The organism is Embleya sp. AB8 (assembly GCF_049739465.1).
Lineage (GTDB): Bacteria > Actinomycetota > Actinomycetes > Streptomycetales > Streptomycetaceae > Embleya.
The window spans coordinates 212,282-226,435 of sequence record NZ_JBMHHY010000011.1; the positions used below are offsets into that span (position 1 = coordinate 212,282).

Annotated in this window: 13 protein-coding genes; 6 read left to right on the top strand and 7 right to left on the bottom strand. The window is 71.4% G+C overall.

The features are described 5' to 3' along the window. The first annotated feature begins 8 nt into the window (after positions 1-8). From pflB to ABIA38_RS17910, 3 genes are all read left to right on the top strand, one after another. Positions 9-2,276 (top strand): formate C-acetyltransferase, encoded by a 2,268-nt coding sequence (gene pflB, locus ABIA38_RS17900; RefSeq protein ID WP_424639658.1) that lies wholly within the window; start codon positions 9-11, stop codon positions 2,274-2,276. Positions 2,277-2,281: 5 nt separating this feature from the next. Then, positions 2,282-3,052, top strand: a complete 771-nt coding sequence (gene pflA / locus ABIA38_RS17905; protein ID WP_424639756.1) for a pyruvate formate-lyase-activating protein — start codon at positions 2,282-2,284, stop codon at positions 3,050-3,052. A gap of 62 nt (positions 3,053-3,114) precedes the next feature. Continuing rightward, a complete protein-coding gene (locus ABIA38_RS17910; RefSeq protein ID WP_424639659.1) occupies positions 3,115-3,969 on the top strand; it encodes a universal stress protein in 855 nt (284 codons plus the stop codon). A 78-nt stretch (positions 3,970-4,047) separates the two neighbouring features. Here ABIA38_RS17910 and ABIA38_RS17915 read toward each other — a convergent pair whose 3' ends face one another. The 3 genes from ABIA38_RS17915 to ABIA38_RS17925 all read right to left on the bottom strand — a co-directional run bounded on the left by ABIA38_RS17915 (position 4,048) and on the right by ABIA38_RS17925 (position 6,279). Beyond that, entirely contained in the window at positions 4,048-4,956 is a 909-nt protein-coding gene (locus ABIA38_RS17915; protein WP_424639660.1) for a universal stress protein, read from the bottom strand. Between the two features lie 155 nt (positions 4,957-5,111). Then, positions 5,112-5,567: a Crp/Fnr family transcriptional regulator gene (locus ABIA38_RS17920; protein ID WP_424639661.1), complete on the bottom strand. Its 456-nt coding sequence runs from the start codon at positions 5,565-5,567 to the stop codon at positions 5,112-5,114. A 10-nt stretch (positions 5,568-5,577) separates the two neighbouring features. Further along, complete coding sequence (locus ABIA38_RS17925; RefSeq protein WP_424639662.1) at positions 5,578-6,279, bottom strand: CBS domain-containing protein; 702 nt, start codon at positions 6,277-6,279, stop codon at positions 5,578-5,580. A gap of 326 nt (positions 6,280-6,605) precedes the next feature. On the opposite strand from ABIA38_RS17925, the gene ABIA38_RS17930 reads away from it, so the two are divergent. The 3 genes from ABIA38_RS17930 to ABIA38_RS17940 all read left to right on the top strand — a co-directional run bounded on the left by ABIA38_RS17930 (position 6,606) and on the right by ABIA38_RS17940 (position 9,491). Then, a complete protein-coding gene (locus tag ABIA38_RS17930; protein WP_424639663.1) occupies positions 6,606-8,063 on the top strand; it encodes an amino acid permease in 1,458 nt (485 codons plus the stop codon). Between the two features lie 161 nt (positions 8,064-8,224). Then, positions 8,225-8,632, top strand: coding sequence for an STAS domain-containing protein (locus ABIA38_RS17935; RefSeq protein WP_424639664.1), 408 nt, complete (start codon positions 8,225-8,227; stop codon positions 8,630-8,632). A 106-nt stretch (positions 8,633-8,738) separates the two neighbouring features. After that, positions 8,739-9,491 (top strand): response regulator, encoded by a 753-nt coding sequence (locus ABIA38_RS17940; RefSeq protein ID WP_424639665.1) that lies wholly within the window; start codon positions 8,739-8,741, stop codon positions 9,489-9,491. 182 nt (positions 9,492-9,673) lie between these two features. Here the strand turns inward: ABIA38_RS17940 and ABIA38_RS17945 are convergent, their stop codons facing one another. The 4 genes from ABIA38_RS17945 to ABIA38_RS17960 form a co-directional block, all read right to left on the bottom strand. Further along, the gene (locus tag ABIA38_RS17945; RefSeq protein WP_424639666.1) at positions 9,674-10,171 is read right to left on the bottom strand and encodes a universal stress protein; all 498 of its coding nucleotides are present in this window, start codon (positions 10,169-10,171) and stop codon (positions 9,674-9,676) included. Between the two features lie 187 nt (positions 10,172-10,358). Then, complete coding sequence (locus ABIA38_RS17950) at positions 10,359-12,722, bottom strand: phosphoketolase family protein (protein WP_424639667.1); 2,364 nt, start codon at positions 12,720-12,722, stop codon at positions 10,359-10,361. 379 nt (positions 12,723-13,101) lie between these two features. Next, the gene (locus tag ABIA38_RS17955; protein ID WP_424639668.1) at positions 13,102-13,419 is read right to left on the bottom strand and encodes a hypothetical protein; all 318 of its coding nucleotides are present in this window, start codon (positions 13,417-13,419) and stop codon (positions 13,102-13,104) included. Positions 13,420-13,552: 133 nt separating this feature from the next. Further along, complete coding sequence (locus ABIA38_RS17960) at positions 13,553-14,086, bottom strand: PadR family transcriptional regulator (protein WP_424639669.1); 534 nt, start codon at positions 14,084-14,086, stop codon at positions 13,553-13,555. Positions 14,087-14,154 lie beyond the last annotated feature (68 nt).

The following is a 14,154-nucleotide window of genomic DNA, read 5'->3' on the forward strand; positions in this document are numbered from 1 at the left end:
AGGCTGTCATGACCGACATCGACGTCACGTCCGACCTGCGGACCGACCACACGCCCTGGCGGGACTTCCGGCCCGGGAAGTGGAACGACACCATCGACGTCCGCGACTTCGTCCAGGCCAACCACACGCCCTACACCGGTGACGCGGACTTCCTGTGCGCGGCGACCGCGCGCACCCGGGCGGTGTGGGCGAAGGTGTCCGCGCTGTTCCCCGAGGAGCGCCGCAAGGGCGTGCTGGACGTGGACACCGCGAAGCCGTCCACGATCACCTCGCACGCCCCCGGCTGGATCGACCGCGACCGGGAACTGATCGTCGGCCTGCAGACCGACGCCCCGCTCAAGCGCGCGATCATGCCGGGCGGCGGACTGCGCATGGTCGAGGCCGGTCTGCGCGCCTACGGCTACGAGGTGGACCCGTTCGTGCGCGCGGTGTTCGGCACCTACCGCAAGACGCACAACGACGCCGTCTTCGACGCCTACACACCCGAGATCCTGCGGGCCCGCCGGGCCGGATTGATCACCGGACTCCCGGACGCCTACGGCCGGGGACGGATCATCGGCGACTACCGACGGGTGGCGCTGTACGGCGTGGATCGCCTGATCGAGGCCAAAATCGCCGAGCGCAGTGCCCTGGACCCGTTGCCCGCCACCGCCGAGGTGATCCGTGATCGCGAGGAACTGGCCGAACAGGCACGGGCGTTGGCGGAGCTCAAGGAGATGGCCGCGAGCTACGGTTGCGACGTCTCGCGGCCGGCGGCCACCGCGCACGAGGCCGTGCAGTGGCTCTACCTGGGCTATCTGGCCGCGGTGAAGGAGCAGAACGGCGCGGCGATGTCGCTGGGCCGCACCTCCACGTTCCTGGACGTCTACCTGGAGCGCGACCTGCGCGAGGGCCGGATCGACGAGAGCCGTGCGCAGGAGCTGATCGACGACTTCGTGATCAAGCTGCGGATCGTACGGTTCCTGCGCACCCCCGAATACGACGCGCTGTTCTCCGGCGACCCGACCTGGGTCACCGAATCCGTCGGCGGTATCGGCACCGACGGGCGGCCGCTGGTCACCCGTACCTCCTTCCGCTACCTGCGGACCCTGGACAACCTGGGGCCCGCGCCGGAACCGAACCTGACCGTGTTGTGGTCGCCGCGCCTGCCCAGCGGTTTCAAGCGGTACTGCGCCCGGGTCTCCATCGACACCAGCTCGATCCAGTACGAATCCGACGACCTGATACGCCCGCGTACCGGCGACGACAGCGCGATCGCCTGCTGCGTCTCGGCGATGGCCGTCGGCAAGGACATGCAGTTCTTCGGTGCCCGGGTCAACCTCGCCAAGGCCCTGCTGTACGCGATCAACGGTGGCCGGGACGAGCTCACCGGCGTGCAGGTGGGCCCGAAATCCCGCCCGCTCACCGGGAATCGACTCGACGCGGCGGAACTCGACGCCGCGTTCGACAACGTCCTGGACTGGCTGGCCGGCACCTACGTGAACGCCCTCGACATCATCCACTACATGCACGACAAGTACGCCTACGAGCGCTTGGAGATGGCGCTGCACGACCACCCCGTGCACCGCACCATGGCGTGCGGCATCGCCGGCCTCTCGGTGGTCGTGGACAGCCTCTCGGCGGTTCGGTACGCGGGCGTCGAGGTGATCCGCGATCCGGAGACGGGACTGGCGGTGGACTATCGCGTCCTGGGCGAATATCCCGCGTTCGGCAACAACGACGACCGCGCCGACACGATCGCCGTCGACCTGGTGCGCTCGTTCCTGACCAAGTTGCGCCGGCACCCCACGTACCGCGACGCCGAGCACACGCTGTCGGTGCTGACCATCACCTCCAACGTGGTCTACGGCAAGCACACCGGCAACACCCCGGACGGCCGCCGGGCCGGCACGCCGTTCGCGCCCGGTGCCAACCCGATGAACGGCCGTGACCGGCACGGGATGGCGGCCTCCGCGCTGTCGGTCGCCAAGATCCCCTACGACCTGGCCCGCGACGGCATCTCGCTGACCTCCACGGTGACCCCGGAAGGGCTCGGCCACGACCCGGCCGAGCGCGCCGACAATCTGGTCGGTCTGCTCGACGGCTACTTCGCGGCCGGCGGCTTCCACATGAACGTCAACGTGCTGGATCGGGCCACATTGGCGGACGCGATGGCACATCCGGAGCGGTATCCGGACCTGACCATTCGTGTCTCCGGATACGCGGTGCGGTTCACCCGTCTGACGCGTGAGCAGCAGCTCGACGTGATCAGCCGTACCTTCCACGAGACCCGGTGAGCACGATGCGACCCGCAACCGCGCCGCTCCCGCACGACATTCGGGACCACGATGGCGGGCGGGTGCACTCGTGGGACATGTCCACGGGCGTGGACGGTCCCGGGACACGATTCGTGCTGTTCCTCAACGGCTGTCCGCTGCGCTGCCGGTACTGCGCCAACCCCGACACGTGGCGCCTGCGCGACGGTCGCCGGACCGGTGTCGAGGAGGTGCTGGAGAAGGTGGCGGCGTGCCACGACTTCCTGCTCGCGACCGGTGGGGGAGTGACCGTCACCGGCGGCGAACCGCTGCTCCAGGCCCGGTTCGTCGAAGCGGTGTTGAGCGGCTGTCACGAACTGGGTCTGCACACCGCGCTGGACACCTCCGGGTTCCTCGGCGCCCGGGCCGGCGATCGGCTGTTGGCGGCGACCGATCTGGTCCTGCTCGACATCAAGTCCTTCGACCCGATCGCCTATCGCCGACTCACCGGCGGCGAACTCGCGCCCACCCTCGCCTTCGCCCGCCGGCTGGCCGGCGCCGACATCCCGGTGTGGCTGCGTTTCGTGCTGGTCCCGGGCCGGACCGAGGACGCGGCGATGATCGACGAGTTGGCGGCGTTCGCGGCGGGGCTGGGCAACGTCGAGCGGGTGGATGTACTGCCCTTCCACAAACTGGGCGCGGCCAAGTACGACGAACTGGGCATCGTCTTCCCGTTGCGGGACACCCCGCCGCCGACGGCCGAACTCGTCGATCGTGTCCGCGCGCAGTTCCGCGCGCGCGGACTTCGGGCCCACTGACCGCGAGCGCGACGGTGGGACGAGGCCGTACCGATTTCTTCGCATGGAAATGGAGATGTGACATGGACCGGACACCGCTGGTCGTCGCGGCGACCGACGGCTCACCCGCCTCGACCGAGGCCCTGATCGAGGCCGCCGACGAAGCGGCCCGACAGGATGCGGAGTTGGAGATCGTCTTCGTTTGGGAGTGGCCGGCGCACGAGCGGCACGGCGCCGACCGCGACGTGTTGAGCGACTACGTGGAACGTATCCGTCGGGATGCCGCGGAGATCGCGCGGACCCGGCAGCCGGGGATCGGGATTCGCACGTCGGTCGTGCACGACACGCCGGTGCCGGGTCTGCTGGAGGTGGCCAAGCGAGCCGATCCGTTGGTCATGGGAAGCCGAGGGCGCGGTGGGATATCCGGGATACTCCTCGGATCGGTGAGTCTGGCGCTGGCCGGTCGAGCGAGTTGCCCGGTCCTGGTGGTCCGCACCGGGGTACCGGCCGACCGACCGGTTCTGGTCGGGGTCGCCGGCGAGGGGAGTCGGCCCGCCGTGGAACGTGCCTTCGTCGAGGCCCGAGCACGCGGGGTGGGCCTGATCGCGCTGCACGCCTGGGACCTCCCGGAGATTCCGCGCGCACTCCGGGAGGCGCAGGGAACCGAGTCGCCCTACCACCGGGCCCAGGAGTTCGCGCGGCACGTGCTCGGGTGCGTCGTCGCTCCCATTCGCGAGCGACACCCGCGGGTGGCGGTCGAGGAGCGCGTGGTGCGCGCCGGCGGTGGCGCCGCGCTGATCGAGGCATCCCGGGACGCGGGCCTGGTGGTCGTGGGCCGGCACCACGCGCCGCACCACTTCGGCCCTCGACTGGGACACGCGGCCATCGCGCTGCTGCATCACGGGCACGCGCCGTTGCTGGTGCTGCCGTCGGACTGACCGCGGCTGCCTGCGCACGGCCGAAACCGCCGGGTGGTTCGCCACCCGGCGGTTTCGGCCCTATCGGGATATTCGCCGTCAGTCGATGGGGATCAGCAGGACCGGTGCCTTGCAGTGGTGGAGCACGGTGTGCGTGACCCGGCCGAGGTTGGCGCCGAAACGGCCGTGCCGGCGATGCGCGGCCAGCACCACCAGGTCGGCCTCGTCGGTGGTGGCGAGCAGCGCGTGCGCCGGGGTGTCGCGGACGACCTGCTCGGTGAGCGCCACATGGGAGTACTTGTCGAGGAAGGGTGCCACCGCCGCGCCGAGGGTGGCCTCGGCGGTCTTCTGCCCGTCGTCGGTTTCCCACATCGGCGGCGCGTAGGGCGCGACGGGGGACACCGGGTACGACCACGCGTGCAGGGCGCGCAGGGGCACGCCACGTGCCTGCGCCGCCGCGAACGCGGCGTCGATGGCGGGGGAGCAGTCGAACTCGGAGACGCCCACGACGACGGTGCCCGGTTCGTCCGCCGGGGCGTTGGTGAGCCGCGCGCGGACGATCAGGATCGGGCAGCGCGCGCCGGCGGCGACGGACAGGGACACCGAGCCCATCAGCAGTCCGGTGAAGCCGCCCCGGCCGCGACTGCCGAGCACGACCAGCGCCGCCCGCTCGGTGGCCCGCTCCAGGGTGGGGAGGGTGTGCGCGAGGTCGACCGTGGTGACGACCCTCAGGCCGGGGTGTCCACGGCGGGCCCGTTCGGCGACCTTGGCGACCAGGGCCTCCGCCTCCTCCCGCAACCGCGCGGCCAAGCGCTCTCCCTTGCGGGCCGGGGCCCATTCGACGACGTGCAGGATCTCCAGCGGTACATCTCGCCGGGCCGCCTCGTCGGCGGCCCGGTCGGCGGCCAGTTCCGCGACGGGGGAGCCGTCCACGCCCACGATGACGTGGTCGCGCAGGAGCGCGCCGTCGGGTGCGGTGGTTTCGGCGGCCGAGGTGTCGTCGTTCACGTTTGTCCTCCAAAGGTATGGGTGCGGTCGTGGTGCCGGAGTTTTCGATGGTCGTGTCGTCCCGGTCCCCGAGCGGGCGGCGTCGTCGCCGGCCGCGCCCGGGCCCGCCGCGGGCTGCGGACCTCGGTACGCGCGTCCGGAGTCCGCGGCGGGGTTCAGCGCTCCGCGAAGCCGTGCGGTCCGTACAGCTCCAACAGGCGACGTCGGCTCGACTGGAGTCGGCCCGCGATCACCTGTGCGCAGGCGAGAGTGATCGCGCGCCCGAAGGCGGGGTCGCGCTCACCCGCGGCGCGCACGGCCTCGGCGTCGAACTCCAGCGCGCGTACGGCGCCGACGGCCTGTGCGCCCAACTGCCACCGGAAGGGCGGGAACAGCCAGCTCCACCCGACGAGTTCGCCCGCGCCCAGGGTCTCCACGGTGGCCGCGTGGCGGCCGGGAACGTGCAGGTCCAAGGCGACGGCGCCGGCTTCGACGAGCCAGAACTCGCAGGCGGCCCCGCCCTCCTCGAACAGGCGGGTGCCCGATGCGAAGGTGACCGGGTGGCCGAACGCCAGGAGCCGGTTCAGGTGTTCCTCGGGGATGCGGCCGATCCGGCCGGTGGCATGGAACACGGTGTCCTCCTCAACGGCCGGGGACGCGGCGCGTGAAGTGCGTGGGACCGGGCCTGAGGTGGCTGTCGTCGAAGTCGAAGGTGAGGTCGTGGGAGACGCTCTCGACGCCGTCGACCGCCCGACACAGCCGGAGCACGATGTCGATGAGACTGCGGTTGTCGACGTTGCCGGACAGGCGGACGACGGCGTCCCGGACGTCCACCTCGATGGTGCCGGGCTCCAGCCACAGCGCCGAGCGCAGCACGTCCTGCTCGATCTCGGCGCGGATCTCCGGGTCCGGACGAAGGAATGTGCGCAGCAGATCGCAGCGACTGACGATGCCCACCAGGTGGCCGGCGGAGTCCACCACCGGAAGGCGCTTGACGTGGTGGCGGTCCATCAGCCGGGCGCCGCGCAGTGTGCTCGACAGCGGATCCACCGTCACCACGGGCGAGGTCATCAATTCGCGCGCGGTGTGGCCTTCGCCCCTGGTGTGCCGGGGCGTTCGCCGGCGCAGGCCGGGCAGACGCCGATCGTCCACGGCCTGCTCCACCTGGGCGCGCAGCAGGTCGGCTTCCGAGACGAGGCCCAGGATCCGCCGCTCGCCGTCGACGATCGGCACGGCGCTGATCCGCCGAGCGTCCAACGCCGCGACGATGTCGGTGAACTCGGCGTCGGGACCGACCGTGCCGACGTCGCGGGTCATGACGTCCTCGATCTTCCGGTGCAACATGCGAACCCCCTGGCGTGCGACGAGTCGCCGAGAGCGTCGAGTTCGACGTCTTCGGCCGGACACCACGAGCGTGTCTCCGTTCCGGACCGTGCGGCAGGGCCGCGTTGCCCGGCGTAGTGGGCCGTTCGGCCCGGTCGACCGCACACCGGAGCAAGGTGCCCGGTCCGGCCCGAGCGGGCGTGGTGACCATCGGCGTTCGCGTCGGGACCTTCGGCACCGGCGCGGCTTCGTCGGTGCGGCCACGCTGCGAACGTTCGGCCGGCGGAGTTCCTTCACGGCACCCCGCCCTGTCCGGTCGAAACCCATCGCGACGACGAGGATTCGCCATGCGCAGGAACAGCACGGCCCCGACCGAGGCCGGCGACGAACAATCGGAGTCCCGTGTCGTCGGAGCGCATCGCCCCGCGTCCACCTTCGGTCTGCCCACCGCCACCGCCCTGGTCGTGGGGAGCATCATCGGCACGGGCGTGTTCGCCCTGCCGTCCGCGCTCGCTCCGTACGGCCCGATCTCGCTGGTGGCGTTCGTCGTGGTCACCGTCGGTGCCCTCGCCCTGGCGATGACGTTCGGGCGGTTGTCCCAGCGGGTCCCCGGCAGCGGCGGACCCTACGTCTACGCCCGGGAGGCGTTCGGCGAGTTCGCCGGGTTCCTCAACGCCTGGTCGTACTGGATCACCGCGTGGGCGGGCAACGCGGCGATCGTGGTGGCCTGGGTCGGCTACGTCGAGGTCTTCGTCAACACCGGCCACAACAAATGGGGTTCGGTGACGATCGCACTGGTGGGCCTGTGGATCCCGGCGGTGATCAACCTCGCCGGCCTGCGCAGCATGGGCACCTTCCAGATCGTCACCACCGTGCTCAAGTTCGTTCCGCTGATCCTGATGGGCACCGTCGGCCTGTTCTTCCTGGACACCGACAACCTCGGCGCCTTCAACGCCCGGGGCGGCTCGCCGATGGGCGCGATCTCCGCCGCCGGGGCCATCGCGCTGTTCAGCTACATCGGGCTGGAGACGGTCTCGGTCGCCGCCGGCCGGGTCCGCGACCCGGGCCGCAACGTGCCACGCGCCACCGTGTACGGGACGCTCGCCTGCGCGGCGGTCTACCTGCTCGGCACGCTCGCCGTCTTCGGCGCCGTCCCGCACGCCGAACTCGTCTCCTCCACCGCGCCGTTCACCACCGCCGCCGACCACATGGCAGGCGGCTCGTGGGCCGGCAACGCGGTGGCGGTGGCGGCGATCGTCTCGGGGATCGGCGCGCTGGGCGGCTGGACGATGATCTGCGCCGAGATGCCGTACGCCGCCGCCCGCGAGGGCCTGTTCCCCAAGCCGTTCGCCCGCCGGCGGGGCGAGATTCCGGTCTTCGGCATCCTCGCCGCCACCGTCCTGGCCTCGCTGATCACCGTGGCCGCCTACAGCAGCTTCGACCACGTGTTCACCACCATCGTGCTGCTGAGCGTGCTGACGGCGGCGATTCCCTACCTGTTCTCCGCAGCGGCCCAGCTCTACTGGCTGCTCACGCACGCTCGACAGGCGAGCCGGAGCCGCTTCGTACGCGATGTGGTGGTCGCCGGCACCGCGCTCGCCTTCTCCTATTGGTCGATCCAGGGCAGCGGCTACCAGACCGTCTACTACGGGCTGTTCGCCGTACTCCTCGGCATCCCGGTGTACATCTACCTCAAGCGTGATCGCGGCGAATACGGCGAGCGGGCGATGCCGTCCACGCCCGTACCCGCCGAGCAGCCCGTCACGTCGGAGGTCACACCGACGCCCCAAGGACGCGCCGCCTGACCACCACGGCGGACGCGAGGTCGCACGTGTGTCGGTGCTCCCGGGCGGGACCTTCGGCCCCGCCCGGGAGCCGCTCGGCCCTGGGTGTCCGCGGTGGACGCCGATGGACTGGGCGCCAAGCCGCCCCCGCGGATCGAACAGCCCATGGAGCGAGGCGCTTTGTGATCACCATCGCAACCACTCCGGCCCGAAGCCACGGACGACTCGCACCCGGACCGGATGTCACCGTGCGGGTGCGCGGCGAACTCGACCTGGACAGTGCGGCGATCATCGAGCCGACGTTGTCCGCCCTGGCCCGAAGCGGGATCGCCGAGCTGCGGCTGGACCTGGGCGCGCTCGCCTTCTGCGACACCTCCGGCCTCAACCTGTTCCTGCGCCTGCACCACCGATGCGCCCGCGCCCACACCACGCTCGTGCTGACCGGCGTCGGCGGGCAACCGGCCCGGGTCATCCGGCTGGTCCGGCTGCACCACCGGATCGCCTGTCGCTTCGTGACCCCGACCTCGCCCCGACCCGCCGTGCCCGGTGTCGTCGGCGCTCCCGCACGGGTCGGGGCCACCCGGCCCTGATCGTCCCGGGACCTCCGGCCCTGTCCCGCGGATCCGGATGCCCCGAAACTGATCACCACGTCGCCCCGACCGGGTGAGCGCGTCCGTCACCCTCGGGGAGCACACCATGCACACAGCCGGGATCAGCACCGAAGCCGTCGCCGGGGCACGCCTGCCGCGCGGCACCGGCAGCACCCGCGCCCTGGCGCCACGCACGCCGACCGGACAACCGACCGGCCCGATCAGAGTGTTCCTCCTCGACGACCACGAGATCGTCCGACGCGGCCTGGCCGACCTGCTGGGCGCCGAACCGGACATCGAAGTGGTCGGCGAGTCGGCCTCCGCGATGGAGGCGATCCGCCGAATACCGGCGCTGCGCCCGCACGTCGCGATCCTGGACGGGCGGCTCCCCGACGGCAGCGGGGTCGACGTCTGCCGTGCGGTGCGGTCCTCCTTCCCGGAGATCAACGCGCTGATCCTGACCTCGTACGACGACGAGGACGCACTGTTCTCCGCGATCATGGCCGGCGCCGCGGGGTACGTCCTCAAGCAGATCCGAGGCGGCGACCTGGTGCGCGCCGTCCGCGAGATTGCCGCCGGTCGCTCGACCCTGGATCCGGCGACCACCACGAGGGTGCTGGAACGGGTGCGCACCGGAACGCACGAGGACTCGCGCGTCGCCGCCCTCTCCGACCAGGAACGCCGGATCTTCGACCTGGTCGCCGAAGGGCTGACGAACCGCCAGATCGCCGAGCGCATGCACCTCGCGGAGAAGACCGTCAAGAACTACGTCTCCACCATGCTGCACAAGCTCGGCTTCGAACGCCGCGTCCAGGCCGCGGTCTTCGCGGGAACCCTGCCGCACCGCACCTCCGCCTGAGTGATCCTCCCGGGCCCCAGCCGCCGCGTGCCCCGACGCGAGCGCCCCGCACCTCGAGGTGAGTGTGTCCGACAACGGCCCCGGCGTGCCGGCCGCGTCGAGAGCACGCGTCCTCCCGGCGGCGGGCGATCGGCCGCCCGAGCCCGACGATCGGGCTCGGGCGGCGTCGGTGGTGTTCGGGATCAGGTGTCCGGCGTCGGTACGAAGACCACCGGGGTGGCGCTGTGGCGCAGGCAGTACACGCCGGTGGGGCCCGGGATCGTGGGGCACTCGATGCCGCTGGTGCCGAGCACGAGCAACCGGGCGTTTCGCGCCCGGGCGACCAGGACCGCTCCGGCCGGCCCGGGCAGCGGGGTGGCCACGATCCGCTCCGGCGGGATCGGCGCGCGCACCAGAGTGGCCAGGGCGTGCGCCGGCCGCTCGCGGGCCACCGACAGCGGGGCCCCGGGCAGGTTCAGGGTCGGCTGCTCGGGATCGGCGTCCGTCCAGGCCGCCACCACGTCCAGCACCACGCCGAGTTCGGCGGCCTCGCGCGCGGCCCAGCGCAGCGCGAGCGCGGAACCGAAGGAGCCGTCCAGGCCCACCACGATCCGGCCTTCCGGGCGTTGCGCGGCAGCGTCGTCGGCGGGGGTGGCGCCCGGCCGAGCCGTGACGCCTACCCGGGTACCGAGCGTTTCCATGTCCGGCTCCGTTTCGTCGTGTTGCGTCGTGTCGTGGGTTCGGGTGGCTGCGGTCTCGATCGCACGTCGAACGTCCGGAGTCGGGGCCGATCGGGTGTGCCGGGCCGGGGGCGGTAGCCCACGGCCCGGGAGGATGGCTCGATGCCGAGTCGTATGCGGCGGCCGGTGAGCACCGGCCCCGGCGAAATCAGCGGGCGTCCGCGGAGCCGGCCGACCAGGCCCAGTCCCGCACCTCGGGCATGTCCTCGCCGTGTTCGAGGATCCATTCGCGGTGCCGGGCCCGGGCGTCGAGCATGGCCTGACGCACGCCGGCGGCCCGCGAGCCGAGAGCGGGCACGCGGTCGATGACGTCGATCACGCGCTGGTAGCGGTCCATGTCGTTGAGCACGACCATGTCGAACGGCGTGGTGGTGGTGCCGTACTCCTTGTACCCGCGCACGTGCAGGTGGTCGTGGTTGTGCCGGCGATAGGCGAGCCGGTGGATCAGCCACGGGTAGCCGTGGTACGCGAAGATCACCGGGACGTCGGTGCCGAACAGCGCGTCGTACTCGGAGTCGGGCATCCCGTGCGGGTGTTCGCTCTCCGGCGCCAACCGCATCAGGTCGACCACGTTGACCACGCGCACCCGTACCTCGGGCAGGTGACGGCGGATCAGGTCGACGGCGGCCACGGTCTCCAGGGTCGGCACGTCACCGGCGCAGGCCAGCACCACGTCCGGGTAGCCGTCGTCGTTGGAGGCCCACTCCCACACGCCCGCGCCGCGCGTGCAGTGCAGCACGGCCTCGTCCATGGTCAGCCAGTTCGGACTCGGCGTCTTGCCCGCCACGATCACATTCACCAGGCCGCGACTGCGCAGCACGTGATCGCCCACCGACAGCAGGGAGTTGGTGTCCGGCGGCAGGTAGACCCGGACCACCTCGGGCCGCTTGTTGATCACGTTGTCCACGAAACCGGGATCCTGGTGCGAGAAGCCGTTCTGGTCCTGCCGCCACACGTGAGAGGTGAGCAGGTAGTTCAGCGACGCGATCGGCGGTCGCCAACCGATCTCGCGCGAGGCGTGCAGCCACTTGGCGTGCTGGTTGAACATCGAGGACACGATGTGGGTGAACGCCTCGTAGCAGGAGAACACGCCGTGCCGCCCGGTCAGCAGGTAGCCCTCCAGCATGCCCTGGCAGGTGTGTTCGGACAGGATCTCCACCACCCGCCCGTCCGGGGCCAGGTGGGTGTCGAGGTCGGTGATCGGGTCCTGCCACGCCTTGGCGGTGGCCCGGTAGACCGCGCCGAGCCGATTGGACTCGGTCTCGTCCGGGCCGAACAGGCGGAAGTCGCGACGGCCGGCCGTCCGGGCGAAGACCTCGCACAGGTATTCGCCGAGCGCCCGGGTGGGTTCGGAGGTGGACGCGCCGGGTTCGGTCACCTTGACGGCGAAGTCGTGCGGGTTCGGCAGCGGCAGATCGCGCAGCACGGTGCCGCCGTTGGCCTCGGGCACCGCCCCGAGGCGGGTGTCGCCGGTGGGTACGTTGGCGAGCACGATCGGGGTCGGCCGGCCGTCCCGGTCGAAGAGTTCGTCCGGGCGGTAGGAGCGCAACCACGTCTCCAGCAGACGCAGGTGCTCCGGGTTCTCGCGTACGCCGGCCAGCGGCACCTGGTGCGAGCGCCACGTCCCCTCGACGGGCAGGTTGTCGACGGTGTGCGGGCCGGTCCAGCCCTTGGGGGTGCGCAGCACGATCATCGGCCACCTCGGGCGCCCCTGCGCGGTCGCCTTGAGTTCCGCGATCTGGTCCAGGGCCTCCTCCAGCGCGGCGGCGAACGCGGTGTGTACGCGGGCGGGTTCGTCGCCCTCGACGTGGATGGGGCGCCACCCGTAGCCGGTCAGCAGCGCGTCCAACTCGGCGCGCGGCATCCGGGCGAGCAGGGTCGGATTGGCGATCTTCCAGCCGTTCAGGTGCAGGATCGGCAACACCGCGCCGTCGGTGCGCGGGCTGAGGAACTTGGTGCCGTGCCAGGACGCGGCGAGCGGACCGGTCTCGGCCTCGCCGTCGCCGACCACGCACGCGACGACCAGGTTCGGGTTGTCGAAGGCCGCGCCGAACGCGTGGGAGAGGCTGTACCCGAGTTCGCCGCCCTCGTGGATGGAGCCGGGCACGCCGGGCGCGATGTGGCTGGGCACACCGCCCGGATAGGAGAACTGCCGGAACAGCACGGCCATGCCGGCCGCGTCCCGGGACACGTTGGGATAGCGCTCGCTGTAGGTGCCGTCCAACCACGACGCGGCGAGCGCGGACGGGCCGCCGTGGCCGGGGCCGGTCACGTGCATGGCGTGTGTACCGCGCTCGCGGATCACCCGGTTCAGGTGGGCGTAGATCAGGTTCAGGCCGGGGGAGGTGCCCCAGTGGCCGAGCAGTCGCGGCTTGATGTGGTCGGGGCGCAGTGGTTCGGCCAGCAGCGGGTTGCCGCCCAGGTAGATCTGCCCCACCGCCAGGTAGTTCGCCGCCCGCCACCAGGCGTCGACCGTCGTCAGGTCCGGACCCTCGGGAATCGCCATCGTCATCGGTCGTCCTCTCGCGCGTCGCCTGAACTGCGTTCGTTCCCACGCTCGTGCCCCGCGCGCACCCGGTGAAGGGCCGAACGGCCCTACGGGACCGGGCCGTCAGGGGTCGATCTCGGCGAGCCGAGGGTCGTCTGCCCGGCTTCACGCGGTACGCCACGTGCCCTGACTCGTCGCCGTCGTCGCTTACCCGTACGAGAGTCCGGGCTGAACGAACGACCGGCCGTCGCTTCGGCGTTGGGGTTCTTCTCGGTCCGCCGACTCGGCATGCGGCGACGACCCGGCGCGCTTGGCGGCGGCACTGGTGCGGGTGGAAGCGGACCACGAGTTCGCGGAACGGGTGACGGCCGCGCCATGGCGCGGTGAGCGGCCGATGGGGGAGTCAGGTGGCCGGGGCGTCGCCGGTGCCCTGGATGTCGACGCGGTCCGGGTGCCCGGCTCCGATCCGGATGCCGACCACCAGGAATCCGCCGCGCGCGCCGTACGGGAGGCACAACCGGCCCCGACCGGCCCGGTAGATCTCGTGCAGGTCCGAGCGGGCCGCCGGGCTCTTGGGGCTCAGCGTCGCCGTCCAGCCGATGGGTGTCGCGTCCGGTCCGGGATCCCAGAGGTGTTCCTCGTCCGCGTCCACGATTGCGTGTACGGCGATCCGTCGGCCGCTCGGCAGGACCACGGTCGCCGAGCCTTCGTGATCCTTCATACGCGTCAGTCTGGTCGGTCGAGGACGGCTTGGCACGTGGAGCGGGACGTGTCGCGGTGCGAATGCACACGAACTCATTGCGTCACACCGGGCTGACGCGGATGGCCGCTTGAACACGGTGGGCGTGCCGTGGTCAAGGGGATTCGTGCTCGAGTGTGGCGATCATGGCCTCCAGCCAGGCGCGGTCGGCGCGGCTCGTGGCGGCGGCGAGGGTGAGCATGCCCTTGCGGAACGGGTCGGCCGTCTCGGCGGCGCGCAGGGGGCGGCCGTCCGCGTAGAAGTAACTGGCGGGCTGGTTCATGAACTCCAGTCGGCGGCGGAGCACGCGGGCCTGGTCGGCCGGGTTCGGCAGCCGACCGAGGAAGGCGAGCAGGACGAGGAAGGAGTTGCGGTCGGTGATCTCGACGTCGGCCGGCTCACGGAGCCTGGCGATCAGTTCGGCATGGCCCTCCGGCGTGAGGGAGAGCACCTGGCGCGGAGTGGCGCCCCGTCCGGGCATTTCCTCTCGGGCCAGGAACCCGGCTTTGTGCAGCCGGTTCAGCGCGGGGTAGAGCGCGCCGTCGCTGACCGGGCGGACATGGCCCGACAGGCCCGAGATCCGAGTCCGGAGCTCGTACGCGTGCAGCGGCTCTTCGGCCAGGAATCCCAGGATGCTCAAGGTCAGCACACTCGCATCCTACCAGCGAGGGCCCACGAATCGTGTTGACTCTATTCGAGTGCCTCGATTAGAGTCCA

What these genes read in the sequence shown, in the direction of transcription:
- pflB (WP_424639658.1), top strand. Translation starts at nt 9, where the DNA reads ATGACCGACATCGACGTCACGTCCGACCTGCGGACCGACCACACGCCC.
- pflA (WP_424639756.1), top strand. Translation starts at nt 2,282, where the DNA reads ATGCGACCCGCAACCGCGCCGCTCCCGCACGACATTCGGGACCACGAT.
- ABIA38_RS17910 (WP_424639659.1), top strand. Translation starts at nt 3,115, where the DNA reads ATGGACCGGACACCGCTGGTCGTCGCGGCGACCGACGGCTCACCCGCC.
- ABIA38_RS17925 (WP_424639662.1), bottom strand. Translation starts at nt 6,279, where the DNA reads ATGTTGCACCGGAAGATCGAGGACGTCATGACCCGCGACGTCGGCACG.
- ABIA38_RS17930 (WP_424639663.1), top strand. Translation starts at nt 6,606, where the DNA reads ATGCGCAGGAACAGCACGGCCCCGACCGAGGCCGGCGACGAACAATCG.
- ABIA38_RS17940 (WP_424639665.1), top strand. Translation starts at nt 8,739, where the DNA reads ATGCACACAGCCGGGATCAGCACCGAAGCCGTCGCCGGGGCACGCCTG.
- ABIA38_RS17945 (WP_424639666.1), bottom strand. Translation starts at nt 10,171, where the DNA reads ATGGAAACGCTCGGTACCCGGGTAGGCGTCACGGCTCGGCCGGGCGCC.
- ABIA38_RS17950 (WP_424639667.1), bottom strand. Translation starts at nt 12,722, where the DNA reads ATGACGATGGCGATTCCCGAGGGTCCGGACCTGACGACGGTCGACGCC.
- ABIA38_RS17955 (WP_424639668.1), bottom strand. Translation starts at nt 13,419, where the DNA reads ATGAAGGATCACGAAGGCTCGGCGACCGTGGTCCTGCCGAGCGGCCGA.